This is a genomic window from Halanaerocella petrolearia (assembly GCF_054657875.1).
This window is the reverse complement of the sequence record NZ_BAAHXW010000001.1, coordinates 1351533-1368813: the sequence shown is the minus strand read 5'-3', so window position 1 is coordinate 1368813 and position 17281 is coordinate 1351533. Positions and strand designations below refer to the sequence as shown.

Annotated in this window: 17 protein-coding genes; all 17 read left to right on the top strand. The window is 35.1% G+C overall.

Annotated features, from left to right (window positions below; all coding sequences use genetic code 11):
• Positions 1–9 precede the first annotated feature (9 nt).
• The 17 genes from ACYQ39_RS06905 (at position 10) to ACYQ39_RS06825 (ending at position 16710) form a co-directional block, all read left to right on the top strand.
• Positions 10–819, top strand: coding sequence for an LpxI family protein (locus ACYQ39_RS06905; RefSeq protein ID WP_459841448.1), 810 nt, complete (start codon positions 10–12; stop codon positions 817–819).
• A gap of 103 nt (positions 820–922) precedes the next feature.
• The gene (lpxB, locus tag ACYQ39_RS06900; RefSeq protein WP_459841446.1) at positions 923–2071 is read left to right on the top strand and encodes a lipid-A-disaccharide synthase; all 1149 of its coding nucleotides are present in this window, start codon (positions 923–925) and stop codon (positions 2069–2071) included.
• On the top strand, positions 2058–3779 hold the full coding sequence (locus ACYQ39_RS06895; RefSeq protein WP_459841444.1) for an ABC transporter ATP-binding protein: 1722 nt from the start codon (positions 2058–2060) through the stop codon (positions 3777–3779). Before lpxB ends, ACYQ39_RS06895 begins: the two co-directional genes overlap by 14 nt.
• Positions 3780–3787: 8 nt before the next feature.
• Complete coding sequence (locus tag ACYQ39_RS06890; protein ID WP_459841442.1) at positions 3788–4411, top strand: lysophospholipid acyltransferase family protein; 624 nt, start codon at positions 3788–3790, stop codon at positions 4409–4411.
• Positions 4412–4413: 2 nt separating this feature from the next.
• A complete protein-coding gene (lpxK, locus tag ACYQ39_RS06885) occupies positions 4414–5538 on the top strand; it encodes a tetraacyldisaccharide 4'-kinase (RefSeq protein ID WP_459841440.1) in 1125 nt (374 codons plus the stop codon).
• Positions 5535–6263, top strand: coding sequence for a 3-deoxy-manno-octulosonate cytidylyltransferase (kdsB, locus tag ACYQ39_RS06880; RefSeq protein ID WP_459841438.1), 729 nt, complete (start codon positions 5535–5537; stop codon positions 6261–6263). Before lpxK ends, kdsB begins: the two co-directional genes overlap by 4 nt.
• 127 nt (positions 6264–6390) lie before the next feature.
• Positions 6391–7212 carry a 3-deoxy-8-phosphooctulonate synthase gene (kdsA, locus tag ACYQ39_RS06875; protein ID WP_459841436.1) on the top strand — a complete coding sequence of 274 codons (822 nt, stop codon included), beginning with the start codon at positions 6391–6393 and terminating at the stop codon, positions 7210–7212.
• 304 nt (positions 7213–7516) lie between these two features.
• Entirely contained in the window at positions 7517–8506 is a 990-nt protein-coding gene (locus ACYQ39_RS06870) for a KpsF/GutQ family sugar-phosphate isomerase (protein WP_459841434.1), read from the top strand.
• A 133-nt stretch (positions 8507–8639) separates the two neighbouring features.
• Positions 8640–9134, top strand: coding sequence for a KdsC family phosphatase (locus tag ACYQ39_RS06865; protein WP_459841432.1), 495 nt, complete (start codon positions 8640–8642; stop codon positions 9132–9134).
• A 110-nt stretch (positions 9135–9244) separates the two neighbouring features.
• The gene (locus ACYQ39_RS06860) at positions 9245–10126 is read left to right on the top strand and encodes a lysophospholipid acyltransferase family protein (RefSeq protein ID WP_459841430.1); all 882 of its coding nucleotides are present in this window, start codon (positions 9245–9247) and stop codon (positions 10124–10126) included.
• Positions 10123–10674 carry an LPS export ABC transporter periplasmic protein LptC gene (gene lptC / locus ACYQ39_RS06855; protein WP_459841428.1) on the top strand — a complete coding sequence of 184 codons (552 nt, stop codon included), beginning with the start codon at positions 10123–10125 and terminating at the stop codon, positions 10672–10674. The genes ACYQ39_RS06860 and lptC overlap by 4 nt, the downstream gene beginning before the upstream one ends.
• Before the next feature lie 138 nt (positions 10675–10812).
• Positions 10813–11445 (top strand): LptA/OstA family protein, encoded by a 633-nt coding sequence (locus ACYQ39_RS06850; protein WP_459841426.1) that lies wholly within the window; start codon positions 10813–10815, stop codon positions 11443–11445.
• A 1-nt stretch (position 11446) separates the two neighbouring features.
• The gene (gene lptB / locus ACYQ39_RS06845) at positions 11447–12163 is read left to right on the top strand and encodes an LPS export ABC transporter ATP-binding protein (protein WP_459841424.1); all 717 of its coding nucleotides are present in this window, start codon (positions 11447–11449) and stop codon (positions 12161–12163) included.
• A gap of 13 nt (positions 12164–12176) precedes the next feature.
• Positions 12177–13274: an LptF/LptG family permease gene (locus tag ACYQ39_RS06840; RefSeq protein WP_459841422.1), complete on the top strand. Its 1098-nt coding sequence runs from the start codon at positions 12177–12179 to the stop codon at positions 13272–13274.
• Between the two features lie 251 nt (positions 13275–13525).
• Positions 13526–14653: a DUF3084 domain-containing protein gene (locus tag ACYQ39_RS06835; protein WP_459841420.1), complete on the top strand. Its 1128-nt coding sequence runs from the start codon at positions 13526–13528 to the stop codon at positions 14651–14653.
• 1 nt (position 14654) lies between these two features.
• Positions 14655–15041: a RuvC family protein gene (locus ACYQ39_RS06830; RefSeq protein WP_459841418.1), complete on the top strand. Its 387-nt coding sequence runs from the start codon at positions 14655–14657 to the stop codon at positions 15039–15041.
• A gap of 295 nt (positions 15042–15336) precedes the next feature.
• Positions 15337–16710 (top strand): hypothetical protein, encoded by a 1374-nt coding sequence (locus tag ACYQ39_RS06825; RefSeq protein ID WP_459841416.1) that lies wholly within the window; start codon positions 15337–15339, stop codon positions 16708–16710.
• The last annotated feature ends 571 nt before the right edge of the window (positions 16711–17281 follow it).

The window sequence follows — 17281 nt, the reverse complement described above, 5'->3', positions numbered from 1 at the left end:
AGGCAAAATATGTCTAAAATAGGTTTGATTGCTGGTGATGGAAATCTACCAGTTCTATTTGCTCAAGCTGCTTTGGCCCAAGGAAGTGAAGTAGTGGCAGTTACTGTAACACCTAATGCTAAGTCCGATAAATTAAATGCTTTATTTGACCAAGTAAAGCAAATTGAAGTAGGACAGTTAGATCAAATAATTACTACCTTACAAGAAGAAGAAATAGATCAGATTATTATGTTAGGAAAAGTAACCAAAGAACTGCTCTATCAAGGAGTTGAATTAGATAGAAGATTCAAAAAAATATTAACTTCTTTACCAGAGAAGAATGATGATGCCATTATGCTAGGTGTAGTAGAAGAATTAAAACAGGCAGGATTTGAAGTCATTGATCAGACTGCATTTATTGAAGAATTATTTCCTCAACCAGGAACTTTAACTGATATTGAGCCAGATGAAGCGACATTAGATGATATGGAATATGGTTTTAAGATGGCTAAAGAGATAGGTGGCCTAGATATTGGACAGACAGTAGTAGTTAAGGATCAGGCTGTTATGGCTGTTGAGGCTATTGAAGGAACTGATCAAGCTATACTACGTGGTGGAGAGTTAGGGCGCAAAGAGGTAGTAGTAGCAAAAGTTAGTAAACCAGATCAGGATTTACGTTTTGATATTCCAACTATAGGCTTACAGACTTTAGAGAATTTAATTGAAGTAGAAGCTAAAGGATTAGTTATTGAAGCTAACAAGACTTTTATTGTTAATCAAGAACAGGTAATTAAGAAAGCTGATGAATCTGGAATACCAATAGTTGTACTTGAATCCTAATTGATAGCTTAGTATTAAGTTGAGGTTAAGGCTGAGGTTAAGGGCAGATTGTACCTTAGCCTCAACTTTGACCTTAATTATATATACCAAGGTTGGTGGTTACATGAAGGAAATTATGGTTGTAGCAGGAGAAGCATCTGGAGATATGCATGCTGCTAAAGTAATTGATGAAGTTAAGAAACTAAACTCAGAAGTAGAGTTTTTTGGTTTTGGAGGTCAGCGAATGTGTCAGGCCGGAGTTGATGTGATATATGATCCGACAGAATTAAGTACAATTGGCTTTGTTGAAGCTATTAAACATTTAAGATTAATGTATGACAAGTTAAATCAATTAGAGAATGCAATGAAGCAAAGAGAGCCAGAGGCTGTATTTTTAGTTGATTATTCAGGTTTTAATATGAAAGTAGCTAAAAGAGCTCATAAACTAGGAATTCCTATAGTTAATTATTTTGCGCCTTCTGCTTGGGTTTGGGGCAAATGGAGGGCCAAAAAAATGGCTAAATATGGAGCTAATATTGCTTCTGTCTTTCCTATGGAAGAAGAGGTTTATCAAGAAGCAGGAGCTGAAGTTGAATTTGTTGGACATCCTTTATTGGATATGGTAGAGCCTGAATTGAGCTCTCATGAGTTTAAAGAAGAATTTGATCTGGATTTAGAAGGCAAGGTAATTGGTTTGCTGCCTGGTAGTCGTCAACAGGAGCTTGATGGTTTATTAAGACCGATGTTAGAAGCAGCAGAAATAATTACTGAGAAATATCCAACGACTAATTTTATTTTACCAGTAGCTGAGACTATTTCTCAAACTAAAATAGAAGAGAAGGTTACAGACTATAAATTGAATTTACAATTAGTTGCAGGCCACTCTTATGAAGTAATGGAAGTATCTGATCTATTATTAGCAGCTTCAGGAACTGCTACTTTAGAAGCGGCTTGCCTGCAGACACCAATGGTAATTGCTTATCAGACCTCATGGTCTACTTATTGGTTGGGTAAGTTATTGGTTAAACTTCCGTTTATTGGCCTGCCAAATATTATAGCCGATAAAGAAGTGGTTCCTGAATTGTTACAGAAAGAGGTTACAGGTTCTAATCTGGCACAGGAAGTAATAGATATTTTAGATTCAAAAGATAGGAGAGAAGAGATAGAAGAAGACCTAGTAGAAGTTAAGGCAAAATTAGGTCCTAAAGGTGCTACTAAACGAGTAGCTAAGTTGGTGCTAGATACAGGAGGGATTCTTTATGAAACTAGCTAAGCGGGTCTTAAGTTATTTGAACCCTTATAAGAGTCGGCTTTTATTAGCAGTTATCTGTATGTTGTTTAATGCTGCTTTATCTATTTTCTTTTTTGATAGATTTGGTCAATTAATCGATACTGTAATTAGTCAAGCAGAGATGGATGAATTAAACTGGTTAATTATTGGAATCTTCTTTTTATTCTTATTTAGAGGTATCTTTCAGTATGGGCAGAAGTATTTGACAGCTTATGTATCCCAAAATGCTATTAAAGATTTACGAGCTGATTTATATGGCCATTTGCAGAGTTTATCCTTAGATTTTTATGCTGATAATAAGACAGGAGAGATTATGTCCCGGGCTACTAACGATATAGGTGTTCTCCAAGGAGCCATTGTATCAGGAGCAATTGGTGTCTTCAGTAAGGTGTTTGTATTAGCAGGTGGAATTGGGAAACTATTTTATGATAACTGGAGATTGGCTACAGTTTCTTTTGTCTTATTTCCTTTGATTGGCTATGTAGTAGATAGATTTAATCGTAGAATCAGGGAAGTAAGTAAAAGGGCCCAAGTTAAAGTAGCTAATGTTTCAGATGTTTTACAAGAGACAATTAGTGGAGTTAGAGTAGTTAAGTCTTTTGGTCGTGAAGAATACGAATATGAACGTTTTCAAGAGCAGAATTATGCTAATTTCAGGGCCAACCTTAAAAATTCTCAGCTAAAGGCTACCTTGACGCCAGTAACTGAGTTTTTAGCTGCTCTTTCTTTTATTGTTGTTCTCTGGTATGGTGGTCGAGAAGTAATTGCTGGTAAGATGACTGCAGGTGAATTAACAGGTTTCTTTACTTTATTGTTATATATCACTAATCCATTAAAATCATTAACTAAGTTATCAGGGACTATTCAGCGAGCTTTAGCTGCTGCTGAAAGAATTTTTGAAATAATTGATATTCAACCGGCTATTCAAGATCAGCCAGGAGCTAAGAAGTTGACTGAAGTTGATGGTGTAATTGAGTTTGATAATGTATCCTTTAGCTATGATGATAATGAATTAGCTTTAGATAAGATTAACTTAGAGGCACAGCCAGGTCAGATGGTAGCTTTAGTTGGCCCAAGTGGTGCTGGTAAATCTACTCTAGTTAATTTAGTGCCTCGTTTTTATGATCCGGATCAAGGAATGGTTTCAATTGATGGGGTAGATATTAAAGAGTTTAAAGTCAACTCTTTACGTGATAAAATAGGAATTGTACCACAGGAAACTATCCTGTTTGGAGGTACTATTGAAGATAATATTCTCTATGGTAACCTAGCAGCAAGTCAAGAAGAGGTTGTTCAAGCAGCCAAAGCTGCTAATGCTCATGAATTTGTTATGAGTTTTGCTGATGATTATCAGACTCAGATTGGCGAACGTGGAGTAGGTTTATCTGGTGGTCAAAAACAGAGAATAGCTATTGCTCGAGCTATCTTAAATGATCCTGAAATATTAATTCTAGATGAGGCTACGTCAGCTTTAGATACTGAGTCTGAAGCTTTAGTGCAAGAGGCTCTAGAGAGATTAATGGAGAATAGAACCACTTTTGTAATTGCTCATAGATTATCTACAGTATTAAATGCTGATAGAATTGTAGTTATGGATGAGGGAAGAATAGTTGAAACAGGAACCCACAAAGAGTTACTCAATCAAGAGGGAGTTTATGAAGGACTATACCAAGCACAGTTTGATAAGTAGGTGATAGGATGAAGAAGAAAGCAATTCCTTGGTTGGCTTATTGGTTATCTAAGCTAACTAATAGTAGCTTGGACTTACAAGTCAAAAACGAATCTAGACTGAATAAGCTACAAAAAAATAATAGTAGAATTATTTTTGCTACTTGGCATGGTTTATTATGGTTGCCCATTTATCATCTTAGAGATCAAGGCCATGTCGCTTTAGCTAGTCAGAGTAATGATGGAGAGTATATTAGTCGAGTATTAGATAAATTTGGCTGGGATGTAGTTAGAGGGTCTACATCTAGAGGAGGAGCTCGTTCTCTGCTTAAATTAGTTAAGAAACTAAAAGCAGGAAAGAATATAGCCATTACTCCTGATGGGCCAAGAGGACCACGCCATGAAGTTAAATCCGGTATTCTCTATTTGGCCCAGAAGACTGATAGTATAATAGTCCCTCTAGGGGTAGCTTTTAACAAGAAGAAAGTTTTTGCTAGCTGGGATCAGTTTGAATTACCTTATCCTTTTGCTAAAGGTGCATTTGTTTATGGTAAGCCTTTAGAAGTAACAGAAGTTAATGAAGAACATCAACAGAAACTAAAAAAACATCTTGAATCAGCAGTTGTTAATGCCCAAGAGATGTTGGAGGATTAATTATGAATTTAGAAGAGTATCTATTAGAAGTAATTACAGGACAAAGAGAAAGTATTAAAGATAAAATTGTCCTAATTTTATTAACTGGTTTAGCTTGGATTTACCAAGGTATAATCTGGATGAGAAGTAAAGTATATGACTGGGGGTTAAAAGAATCAACAGACTTGTCTGCACCTGTAATTAGTGTTGGTAATATTACCGTCGGAGGTACAGGCAAGACTCCAGTAGTCAAGATGCTGGCCTCTAAGTTACTAGAGTCAGATCATCAATCTGTCATTCTCAACCGAGGTTATAAAGGGGAGTTAGAAGAAGATATTGGTATAGTTTCAGATGGACAAGAAGTTTTATTATCAGCTCAAGAAGCTGGTGATGAGGCATATATGTTGGCTAATAACTTACCTTCTACTCCTATAGTCATTGGTAAAGATAGAAGTAGAACAGGGGAATTTACTTTACAGGAATTTGGCCCTGATTTTATTATATTAGATGATGCTTTTCAACACTGGCAAGTGGAGAGGGATTATGATCTAGTAGTAGTTGATGCTACTAATCCTTTTGCTAATGGTTATCTATTACCACGAGGTAGATTAAGAGAACCAGTAAGTAGCCTACAACGGGCCAACTGCTTACTATTGACTAAGGCTGATCAGGTAACACCTAAAAGATTAGAGTCAATTAAAGATAAATTAAGAGAGATTAATACAACAGCTATGATTATTACTACTCGACATAAACCAACTTATTTACGGAAGATAGGTAATCAAGAGCATAAGGAATTAGATTTAGAAGATCAGAAGGTGTTGGCTGTATCAGGGATTGGTAATCCACAAGCTTTCGAACAGACACTTAAAGATTTAGGAGCTCAAGTAGTAGATGAATTTAGGTTTAGTGATCACCACACTTATACTAAAGAGGAAGTTATGGAGATCTTTACTACTGCTTCTGAACAGGATGTAGACCGAATCATTACTACTGAAAAAGATGCCGTTAGTATTGATCAAGAGTTAATAGCAGAGATAAATCGGCAACAGATTAATCTTGAAATATTAGGAATTGAAATTGAAATCCTTGATTCTGAAGAAAAATCTGATGAATTTTTTACTCAGTTGGAGGGATTACAACAATGAAAGTAGTAGCTATTATTCCAGCACGTTATAGTTCTACTCGGCTACCAGGTAAGCCGATTAAAAAAATTAATAACAAACCAATGATTCAGCATGTTTATGAAAGAACTAATCAAGCTCAGAATTTAGATCAGGTTATTGTGGCTACTGATGATGAAAGAATTTATCAGGCAGTGAAAGAGTTTGGTGGTAGAGTAGAGATGACATCTTCTGACCATCAGACAGGGACTGACCGTTTAGCTGAAGTAGCTCAAGATATAGAAGCTGATGTTATTGTTAATGTTCAAGGAGATGAACCATTAATTGCTCCAGAGATGATTGACCAAGCAGTTGGCCCATTATTAGAAGATAAGAGTTTACAGATGGGAACCTTAAAGCATCCGATAACTGACTCAGAAGAATTAGAAAATCCTAATCTGGTTAAAGTAGTAACTGATAAGAATGACTTTGCACTTTATTTTTCTCGCTCACCTATTCCTTATCCACGCCAAGAGAATGATATTACTTATTATAAACATATTGGATTATATGTTTACCGAAGAGAGTTTCTATTACAGTATACAGATCTACCGGCTACTCCTTTAGAACAGCAGGAGTCTTTAGAACAATTAAGAGCTTTAGAGAATGGTTATCGAATTAAGGTCATTGAAACAGAGCATCAGTCTATTGGTGTTGATACGCCTCAAGATTTAGAGAAGGTAAGAGAGTTAGTGAGTTGTGAGTCTTGAGCTATGTGCTATCAGCCATCTGCTGTCAGCCAAATCAAACTCAAAATCATAGACACAATTCAATATCCTAAAACATAGGAATTATTAGGGTTTAGATTTTTAAAACTATAAATTAGGGGTGATATAAATGGTAAAAGAGATAGTATTAAATGATGATGTTAAGTTTGGAGCTGATAATCCTTTTGTTTTATTAGCTGGCCCATGTGTTATTGAAAGTGAAGATCATGTCTTAAGAATGGCAGAAAAACTAAAGAAACTAACTGATAAATTAGATATTCCTTATGTCTTTAAATCTTCTTATGATAAGGCTAATCGTTCTTCAATTGATTCTTATCGTGGTCCTGGATTAGAGAAAGGATTAAAGATTTTACAGCGAGTAAAAGATGAATTTGATCTACCTGTCTTATCTGATGTACACTCTGTAGAACAAGCAAAAGTAGCAGGAGAGGTACTAGATGTAATTCAGATTCCAGCCTTTCTATCGCGACAGACTGATCTGGTAACTGCAGTTGGTGAAACTGGTAAGGTAGTCAATGTGAAAAAAGGACAGTTCTTAGCGCCATGGGATGTTGATCAAGTAGTAGGGAAGATTGAAAGTACAGGGAATGAGAAGATCTTATTAACTGAACGAGGGGCTTCTTTTGGCTATAATAATTTAGTAGTGGATATGCGTTCTTTACCACGTATGAGAGAAACAGGCTATCCAGTCGTTTTTGATGCTACTCATAGTGTTCAGTTGCCTGGTGGTGCTGGTGATTCTTCAACAGGAGAAAGAGAGTATGTACCATATTTAACTCGGGCTGCTATAGGTGCTGGAATTGATTCTTTATTTATGGAGGTTCATGATGAACCTGATACTGCCTTATGTGATGGGCCAAATATGGTGCGATTAGAAGATTTAGAAGATTTACTTAAGCAGGCTCAGGAGATTGATAGTATCGTTAAGTAGTTTTGAGCTGTGAGTCGTGTGCTATGTGTTGTGAGTCGTGTGTCGTGTGCTATGAGTCATGAGTTATGAGCTGTGTGCTATGAGCTGTGAGTCGTGTGTCGTGTGCTATGAGCTGAAATCATAAAATCAGCAAGATTAGTAGAGAAGAGGGTTTAATATATTCAACCCTTACCAATTTATAAGCTATGAGTCATGAGTTGGAAATTGTGAGTGACTTTAGATTGCAAGACTTTGAATTAGCCCATGACACATAACTCAAGGCTCAAGACTAAGTAAACTGAATACTAAATATGGAGGGGTGTAGATGTCTACAGTAGATAAATTATCTTCAGAAACAATAATAGAACAAGCTCAGGAAGTATTAAAGATTGAAACAGATGCTATTAAAGGTGTTTCTAAATCTATAGATCAAGAGTTTGTCAATGTTGTGCAAGAAATTTTAGATTGTTCTGGTCGAGTAATTATGACGGGTATGGGAAAGTCAGGTTTTATTGCTGAAAAACTAGCAGCTACTTTATCTAGTACAGGAACTCCTGCTTTCTTTCTCCACCCAGCTGAAGCGGTTCATGGTGATTTAGGAATGGTGACTGAAGATGATATTGTAATTGCTATCTCTAATAGTGGAGAGACTGAGGAAGTAGTTGAGATTCTGCCTGTGATTAAACGGATTGGAGCTCAGATTGTGTCTATTACAGGAAATCTTGATTCTACATTGGCCCAGACTGGAGATTATTCCCTAAAAGTTGCTATTGAACAAGAGGCTTGCCCATTAGATTTAGCTCCAACTGCTAGTACAACGGCAGCTCTAGCATTAGGTGATGCTTTAGCTATGGCGCTAGTAGCAACTAGAGACTTTAAGCCAGAGGACTTTGCTCTTTATCATCCTGGTGGTAGTTTAGGTAAGCAGCTATTATTGACTGTTGATGATGTATTACATGTTAGAGAGCGCAATCCTATAGTTGAGCAGGATTCTACTCTTAAAGAGACGTTATTTGTTATGACTTCTACTAGAATGGGGTCAGCTAATATTGTTGATGAGCAAGGTAAATTAGTTGGCATTATCACTGATGGTGATATTAGACGATTATTAGAAGAAGATCCTAATCTGATGCATAAAGAAGCCCAAGAGATAATGTCTGTTGATCCAACAGCTATTACTCCTGATAAGTTAGCAGCAGAAGCATTAAAGGTTATGCAAGATAAAGAGATTAATGATTTGCCAGTAGTAGACAAAGAAGGTCAACCTTTAGGCTTAGTTAATTTCCAAGACTTACTTAAGGCAGGGGTTATTTAGTTGTTAGCTATCAGTCGTGTGCTGTCTGCTGTCTGCTATGTGCTGTGAGTAAAGATTTTGAATTAGCCCATAGCTCATGGCTCATGACTAACGACAATTATTATTTAATAATAACTGATACGAGGTGAAAATAATGAATGATCAATTAAAAGAGAAGGCAGCTAAGATAAAGTTATTTATTACTGATGTTGATGGCGTTCTAACAGATGGAAGGATTATTTTAGGTAATGATGGTGAAGAGTTTAAATTCTTTCATGTGCAGGATGGAATGGGGATTAAGTTGGCCCAAGATGCAGGAATTAAGACAGCAATTATTACAGGACGTGAGTCTAAGTTGGTAGAACGTAGGGCAGATGAATTAAAGATTAATGAGGTTCATCAGAATATTGATGATAAATTAGGTGTCTTTTCTGATTTATTAAATCGTTATGGAATTAGTGAGGATGAAGTAGCTTATATCGGTGATGATGTTAATGATCTACCTATTTTGGATAAAGTTGGACTAGCTTTAACTGTAGATAATGGAGTAAGTCAGGTTAAAAAAGCAGCAGATTATATTACAGAACATGCTGGAGGTAGAGGTGCAGTTAGAGAAGCAATAGAGCTTATTTTACAGGCACAAGATTAATAAAATTAAGGTTGAGTTTAAGTCTGAGGTTAAGTTACCTAATTAAAGAATAAAGGGACTCAAGCTTAAACTGAAGCTCAAACTTGATGAGTTGTAGGGAGTTGTTAGTGATGCAAGAGAAGATAGGTTATTATGCTTTTAAGTTATTACAAGGTTTGGCTAACTTATTGCCAGCTAACCTAAGTTACTATTTAGCTAGAAAATTAGGAAGTTTATTATTTTATTTAGTTAAGAGAAGACGTAAATTGGCTGTAAATAATATTCAAAGTGCATTAGACTACTCTAAAGAAGAGAGTTATGATTTAGCTAAGCTTATTTTTCAAGATATAGCTATTAAATTTATAGAAGTTTGCCGGTTATCTAACTGGAGTAGACAAGACTTTGAAACTAAAATAGAGGTTGAAGGGTTAAATAATCTTGAGCAGGCTTATAACCAGGAACAAGGAGTTGTTCTTTTTACAGGTCACTTCGGTAATTGGGAACTATTAGGAGTTTATCTTTCTTGGTTAGGTTATCCAGTAAATGCTATTGCTAGAGAATATAAAAACTCTTTAATTAATAAGGAAGTATGGCAGATTAGAGAAAGTCAAGGGGCTACTGTTTTTAATAAAGATCAGGTAAAATCTGCTTTTAAAGCTTTACTAAAGAAGGAATTATTGTTAATTTTAGGTGACCAAGATGCTCATGGAGATGGAGAATTTGTGCAATTCTTTCATAGGTTAGCTTCAACGCCTAAAGGACCAGTAGTTTTAGCTCAGAAAGCTCAAGGTTTAATTCTGCCAGTATATCTAGTTAGAGAAGGACCAGGTAAGTATCGTCTCTTTATAGAAGAACCATTAGAGATAGCTAAGGAAGCTAAGGCAGAAGAAAGGGAAGAGGTCTTACAGAAGTTGACTACTTCTCTAGAAGAAAAAATACGAGAATATCCAGAACAGTGGCTATGGTTACATCGGAGGTGGAAGACCGCACCTCCTAAGGAGGATATTAAATGAAGAAAGTCGGGATTGCTATAATAATTGTTATCTTATTAGGAAGTGGCTATTTTTTAATAGATCAATTGACTTCTCAACCTCAAGGTAAGATTTCTAAAGAACCAGTACAGGATGAAAAAGGACCTGAGACCGAGTTAGAAGATGCAGCAATTACTCTCTATAGTGAAGATGATAGTACTAAGTGGCGTTTAAGTGCTCAGTCAATTTCTAGGTTTAAAGAACCTAAAAGAATTGAGTTAAATCAGATTCGGGCTACTGTTTATCAAGCAGAAAAAGAAGTTATTTCTTTGATAGCTGAGAAAGGAGATTTTGATCCTCGGACAGGTTTCTTATCATTGCATGGTTCATTAACTATTCAAAGTCAGCAAAAGATAGTTAAAGCTGATCATCTTAAATGGAATCAAGCCCAGAATCAATTGACTGGACGTGGTAATGTGGTTATTAAACAGCCTGGCTTAAAGATTACTGGAGATAGTTTTATTAGTCAAGTTGACTTAAAGAAGTTACAAGTATTAGGAAATGCTAAAGCTGTGAGTAATGAATCGTGAGCTGTGAGTCGTGTGTTGTGTGGTTAAAGTCAAAATCAAGTAGTAGAGGTAGAGGGCTTAATATATTAAGCCCGTACTTGAATTTATTTTTTTATAGCAGATAGCAGACAGCATAGAGCTTGAAAGGAAGGTGATATTATGAAGAAGAAGATAATTATCCTAATAGGTATAATTTTTAGTTTATTAGTATCTATATCTGTAGGTCTGGCAGCCACTGATAAGCAAGAAATAGAATTGACAGCTGATAAATTAGTAGTTGATGATCTTAATAGCAAGGTGATTGCTCAAGGTAATGTTAGCTTACAAAGAGGAGCTACAACGATTAAAGCGAAAAAAATAATAGCTCAACAAGGCTTAAAACAGTTAACAGCTAGAGGACAAGTTGTCTTAGAAGAGCAGGGTAGTCAATTAAAGGGTCAACTATTAAAGTTAGATTATAATAGCCAAACAGGGAGTTTGACAGGTAATCCTAGTTTGAATAGAGGAAGTTCTTTAATTACAGGACAGAGATTTAAATTTAATCTAAGAGATAATTATTTAAAAGTTATAGGAGAGGCACATTTAGAAGATTCTGCCCAAGATTTAGTAGCCGATGCTGATAGAATTGAGTATTATCAAAATAAACAAGAGGCTATTTTAACTGGTAATGTAGATGTTGTACGTGGTAAACGACAGATGACGGCTCCTAAAGTTATTGTAGATTTAGAAAATAAGAAGATGACTACTAAGGGACGAACTAAATTTATAATTCCACAAAAGCAAGGTGATTAAGATGGCAATCAAAGCAGAAAAGCTAATTAAGACCTATGATGGTCAGGATGTAGTTAAAGAGGTCAGCTTTGAAGTTAACCCAGGAGAAGTAGTAGGGATCTTAGGGCCAAATGGTGCCGGCAAGACTACTACTTTTTATATGGTAGTAGGACTTGTTAAGCCTAATGGTGGAGCTGTTAAGCTTAATCAAGATAATATAACTAAATTACCAATGCATAAGCGAGCTCGGAAAGGTATTGGTTATTTGGCCCAGGAGGCATCTGTCTTTAGAAAATTGACAGTAGAAGAGAATTTAATGGCTATTTTAGAGATGATAGATCGTTCTGAACCTGATGAAGAGATTGTTGAGTCTTTATTAGAAGAGTTTGAGATAAAAGAAATTAGAGATCGTAAAGGATATATGCTCTCTGGAGGTGAGCGGCGTAGAGTAGAGATTGCTCGTTCGCTGGCTACTGATCCTGATTATATCTTATTGGATGAACCTTTTGCTGGGGTAGATCCAATTGCTGTTAGTGATATTCAAGATATTATCTCTCATTTAAAGAATAAAGGGCTAGGGGTTTTAATTACTGACCATAGTGTACGAGAAACTTTAGCAATTACTGATCGAGCTTATATTATGCACCAAGGAGAAATATTATTATCAGGGACTTCTGATGAAGTAGCTAATAGTGAAGTAGCTAAAGAATTCTATTTAGGTGAAAAGTTTACAATGTGAGGTGCAATAAAAAATGAAGATAGTATATCGCTATTTATTGCGAGAGTTAATCCAACCTTTTTTATTTGGTGTCTTTGCTTTTACTAGTATTTTTGTTGGTTCTGATGTCTTAATTAGTCTAGCTGAAATGATGATGAAGTATGGTGTACCATTATTAACAACTGTTAAGTTATTCTTTCTTAGTCTACCTCAGATAATAGTTTGGACCTTTCCTATGTCTACTTTATTAGCTACTTTATTGGCTTTTGGACGTTTATCAGGTGATAGTGAAATAATTGCTCTTAAAGCAGGAGGAGTCAGCCTAATTCGCCTTATAGTTCCTGTTTTAGCTGTGGCTTTATTAGTCAGTGGTCTAACAATTCTATTTAATAATACCTTAGTACCAGCCAGTAAAAATGCTTACGAAGAGATTGTCTGGGAGTTAAAACATGGTAAACAGATGCCTAAAACGCAAAGTAATTTAAGAATCTCTCCTGTAGATAATAAGACAGGTAAAATAAATTTTGTATTAACAGCAGATAAATTTGACGGTCGAACTCAGACTCTAAAGGGAGTTACTTGGCAGAATTATGAAGATGGTAAATTAGCAATGATTATTCAAGCCAAAAAGGCTAGATGGCAAAAGGATAAATGGGTCTTTATTAATGGGACTAGTTATAATATTACTGAAGAAGGTAGAGTTCCTCAAACTGATTTTCAACAGTTGAATATGCAAAATAGATTACCTAGAACGCCTAACCAGATAGCTAGAAACCAAAAAGAGCCTGAAGAGATGACTTTAAATGAATTACGAGAGCATATTCAGTTAATGAAACAAGAAGGAAGAGATATTAGGAAGTTATTAGTTACCTATTATCAGCGTTATGCAATTCCTTTTGCTTCTTTTATCTTTGCTTTAGTAGGGGCTCCACTTGGTCTAAAACCTAATCGGTCTGGTTCTTCTATTGGTTTAGGTTTAAGTATTATTGTTATCTTTATCTATTATACACTAATGACTATTGGTTCGGCTCTAGGGCAAGCAGGTAACTTGACTCCTTGGTTAGGGGCTTGGTTGCAGAATATTGTCTTTACTATAGTAGGAGTTGGACTCTTAGTTAAGGAAACAAGGTAGTAAGCAATTGAGAATTGATAATGCACAATCTACAGTTTACAGTTAAATTCAAAAGCAAGAAAGAGTTAATTAAGGTTAAGTTTGAGTTTTAGTTTAAGTAATTCATAAAACCAGTTGTTTTAAATCTGCTTAAACTCAGGCTCTGACTCAAACTAAATTCACTCATAACTTTATTATTTTTAATTGTTTTGGTCTTAACTGTACACTATACACTGTAAACTGTAAACTAATACAGAAAGGGGGGGAACAGGATGTATGGAATACAATTAGTATTAATTTTGATTGTAGCTGGTGGATTAATAGCTTATGTTGGTGATAAGATCGGGATGAAAGTAGGAAGAAAACGCCTGTCCCTCTGTGGTTTACGGCCTAAATATACTTCTATTATTATTACTATTATAACAGGAGTCTTAATTGCTTTAAGTTCTTTAGGTTTATTATTATTATCTTCTCAAAATGTACGCCAGGCTTTATTTGATATGCAGGCTCTATTAGAGCGATTGAATAATCTCAATCAGACGGTACAAGCTAAAAATAATAGACTAACTACTCTACAAGATGAGATTGAAGATAAATCTCTAGAGTTAACTACTATTCAGCAGGATAAGAAGAAGTTGAATAATAGATTAGGTGATTTGAAAGAAGAATATGAGGAAGTTAAAGAGCATAAGCTAAAGCTAGAGTCTCGAGTTGAAGAATTATCATTACAACAGGAAGCGTTAAATCAACAAGTCAATAACTTGGCCCATAATTTGGGTTTATTTGGTAAGCGTTATTTTTCTTCTTTAACTGGAGATATTATCTATCCTAAAGGAGAAGTAATAACTAGTGGGACAGTTAGACAAGTCAATTCAATAAGCAGTTTAGAGAATAAATTACAGCAACTAATTGAAGATGCTAGAAAAGTAGCAGAAGAGAAAGGATTAGGGAGAGGCAAGGTTACCTATAATCAACAGGAATTTGAAAAGGTAATTGATATTTTAGCTAACAGAGATGAACAGATGATCATTCGGTTATTAGTAGCTAAAAATACTTTCCAAAATGAAGATTTAAAATTGAAGTTTGATCTTTATCGCGATTATAGAGTTTATAATTTAGGGACAACTATCTTGGAGCAGAAGATAAGTTTTAGTAATTTATCTGATTTAGAAGTGGAGTTAGATAGATTGGTAGATAAGTTGAATAAGCAAGTGATAAGAGATGGTATGTTACCTGATACCAAAGGGCAGGTAGTTGACTTTAAGTTGGCCCAATTATATCCTTTGGTAGATAAGATGTTATCTGCTAAAAATTCTAGAACAATTAAGATAGTAGCCCAAGATGATATCTGGCGAAATGATGATTTAGTTAATAATATCAGATTGCAGGTGAAAAAATAAGATGATTATTGCAGTTGATCCTGGAAAAAACAAATGTGGTGTAGCAGTAGTTAAAGAAGATTTAACTGTAGAGTATAAGGAGGTGGTAGCTACTAATGAATTAAAATTAAGATTAAAGCAGTTACAGACTGAGTACCAAATTGAAGAACTAGTATTAGGTGATGGAACAAAGAGCCAAGAGTTACAGCAAGAAGTTATAGATATTTTTAAGAAGATTAATATAGTTAATGAATCTCATTCTACTTTAGAAGCTCGTGATCTTTATTGGCAAGAACAACCACCTTCTGGTTGGCGAAGGTTGATTCCTACTTCACTACAGACTCCTCAACAACCAATTGATGATTATGTAGCTATTATTTTAGCTAATAGATACTTTACTTCTCATTAAGCCCCCCCTCATTTATTCAATTTATTAAAAATAACCGACATAAGTTGCTAATATTGGTTTAATATGTTATAATAATATCGAATTTAAGGATAGAAAATATAATTTTTTCTGATTTTTTTAATCAAGTTTGCAGGTAATTTATAATCTTTCCATAATTATATAAATAGTGAATTAAAAAATACATAGTCTTTGACGGGAAAGGAGGTGAATCCCCAGACGTCGGAGTATAGAATGATTTGTTTAGATTAAGTTATTTAATCTTTGAATTTAAAAGTGTTAAGGGGGATATAAAATAATGAAAAAGACTTCAATGTTACTTACGTTTGTTTTAGTTATGGCTTTAGCTGCTCCAGTATTTGCAGCTGAAGATAATGTAGAGGTTACAGGTACTGTAGATACTGTTTTTGAAACTGCTGGTTATGGTGATAATGCAGATGCAACTACTACTCTATGGGCTGATGGTGATGCCTTAGATTTAGATAATCCTGTTGCTGATAAAGATGGAGACGAAGATGATTTTCCAGCTAAAAAAGCATTTTACCAAGAGATTGACTTTGGTGTAGCAGGTACTGTAAATGAAAATATCACTTTTGATCTTGCTGTTGATACATTAGTGAATAGTTTTACTACAACAGAAGGACCAGCATATGATGCTGATGCAGATGGTACAGATACTATTTTGGGTGGCCAAGGTGATTCTAATGATCTTCTAATGGATAGTGCATTATTAACTCTTAATAAGGGAGTTTCTACTCTTAAGTTAGGAGATATCAATGATTTCCATGGCGATGTATACTTTGTTGATGAGGAAGATCTAGAAGGTACTGAGTTAACTACTGCTATTGCAGGTAGTGATGTTAGAGCTTTTATGGTATCTGAGAGTGAGGATGCTGATTTTAAAGAGAAAGATTACTATGGTGTAACTGTTGCAAGAGATTTAGGTGCTGCTGATGTAACTGGTAAGTTATATCAAGCTAGAGAGAATGGAGAAAGTGTTACAGATCTAGCTGTATCTGCTGAAGTTGCTGTAAATGATATGGTAACTGTTAATGGTGAAATTGTTTCTTCTGATAATTCAAAAGCTGATAGTGATACTTTAATTACTATTGGTACTGATGTTGCAGTAAATGATGCTGTAACTGTAAATGCTGGATATGAAAGTGCTGGAGAAGACTTTACTTCAGTAGCTGGCGATCTTGAAGAAGATGCTGATTATGATTTAATGACAGTAGGTGCTGATTATGTATTAAATACTAACAATACTGTTAAAGGTTCTTATACTGTAGTTACACCTGGTGATGTATTAGGTGCTACTAATGATGAAGATAAGAGTACTCTTGAGTTATCTTTAGACAATACTATGGGAGCTTTCACTAATACTGCTTCTATAGAATTAGTAACTAATGATAGTTACACTAAAGATAATGATACTACAGTTATTACTTTAGGAACTGAGTATGATGTTTCTGAAGCTACTACTGCAAGTGCTTCTTTAACTAATAAGTCTGGTGACCAAGCTGAGTTCAATTACCTAACAGCTGGTTTAGATACTAAAGTATCTGAGAACGTTAACTGGAATACAGAAGCTAAGTTAATTGATGGTACAACTGAAGGCGATGAAGATGGAAAAGGTAGTGCATTAACTACTAAGTTAAGCGTTAACTTCTAATTTAGTTGTAATCAAGATACTAAAACCTCTAGGGCCAACTGCCCTGGAGGTTTATTTATTTTTTGTGCTGTGAGCTGTGAGTTAAAACAATTGGATAAATATTCTTAAAGGAGATGGGGAGGAAAGATCAAAGTAGTATAGTAGCAGTGGTAATTGAAAATTGACAAGAGAATAAATCAGTATTGAGTTTGAGATTAAGCTTGAGTAAAGACTCAGACTTAAACTCAGGCTTAGACTTAACACTTAGTTTATTGGATAAAAATACCTAGAGGATTTAAGCAGGAAATATTAAATAAGTATAATAGACAAGCTGTGAGTCATGTGTCATGAGCTATGAGTTGTGAGTTGTCAGCTATCAGCTGTCTGCTAGAACCAAGCAGAAGATAGGTAGCTAGACACTATTTGGAAACAGTGGTTAGATTAACTTAAAGGATTGAGGTAGGAAATATCAAATAAGTATAGTAGCTATGGGTTATCTGCTATCAGCTATGAGCCAAAACAATTGGATAAATTTTCTTAAAGGAAATTGGGAGAAAAGATCAAAGTAGTATAGTGGCAGTGGTAATTGAAA

Bases quoted from the DNA above. Each gene is read 5' to 3' on its own strand.
- ACYQ39_RS06860 (WP_459841430.1), top strand. From the start codon at position 9,245: ATGCAAGAGAAGATAGGTTATTATGCTTTTAAGTTATTACAAGGTTTG.
- kdsA (WP_459841436.1), top strand. From the start codon at position 6,391: ATGGTAAAAGAGATAGTATTAAATGATGATGTTAAGTTTGGAGCTGAT.
- kdsB (WP_459841438.1), top strand. From the start codon at position 5,535: ATGAAAGTAGTAGCTATTATTCCAGCACGTTATAGTTCTACTCGGCTA.
- lpxK (WP_459841440.1), top strand. From the start codon at position 4,414: ATGAATTTAGAAGAGTATCTATTAGAAGTAATTACAGGACAAAGAGAA.
- ACYQ39_RS06895 (WP_459841444.1), top strand. From the start codon at position 2,058: ATGAAACTAGCTAAGCGGGTCTTAAGTTATTTGAACCCTTATAAGAGT.
- ACYQ39_RS06865 (WP_459841432.1), top strand. From the start codon at position 8,640: ATGAATGATCAATTAAAAGAGAAGGCAGCTAAGATAAAGTTATTTATT.
- lptB (WP_459841424.1), top strand. From the start codon at position 11,447: ATGGCAATCAAAGCAGAAAAGCTAATTAAGACCTATGATGGTCAGGAT.
- ACYQ39_RS06850 (WP_459841426.1), top strand. From the start codon at position 10,813: ATGAAGAAGAAGATAATTATCCTAATAGGTATAATTTTTAGTTTATTA.
- ACYQ39_RS06905 (WP_459841448.1), top strand. From the start codon at position 10: ATGTCTAAAATAGGTTTGATTGCTGGTGATGGAAATCTACCAGTTCTA.
- ACYQ39_RS06825 (WP_459841416.1), top strand. From the start codon at position 15,337: ATGAAAAAGACTTCAATGTTACTTACGTTTGTTTTAGTTATGGCTTTA.
- ACYQ39_RS06835 (WP_459841420.1), top strand. From the start codon at position 13,526: ATGTATGGAATACAATTAGTATTAATTTTGATTGTAGCTGGTGGATTA.
- lpxB (WP_459841446.1), top strand. From the start codon at position 923: ATGAAGGAAATTATGGTTGTAGCAGGAGAAGCATCTGGAGATATGCAT.
- ACYQ39_RS06830 (WP_459841418.1), top strand. From the start codon at position 14,655: ATGATTATTGCAGTTGATCCTGGAAAAAACAAATGTGGTGTAGCAGTA.
- ACYQ39_RS06890 (WP_459841442.1), top strand. From the start codon at position 3,788: ATGAAGAAGAAAGCAATTCCTTGGTTGGCTTATTGGTTATCTAAGCTA.
- lptC (WP_459841428.1), top strand. From the start codon at position 10,123: ATGAAGAAAGTCGGGATTGCTATAATAATTGTTATCTTATTAGGAAGT.
- ACYQ39_RS06870 (WP_459841434.1), top strand. From the start codon at position 7,517: ATGTCTACAGTAGATAAATTATCTTCAGAAACAATAATAGAACAAGCT.
- ACYQ39_RS06840 (WP_459841422.1), top strand. From the start codon at position 12,177: ATGAAGATAGTATATCGCTATTTATTGCGAGAGTTAATCCAACCTTTT.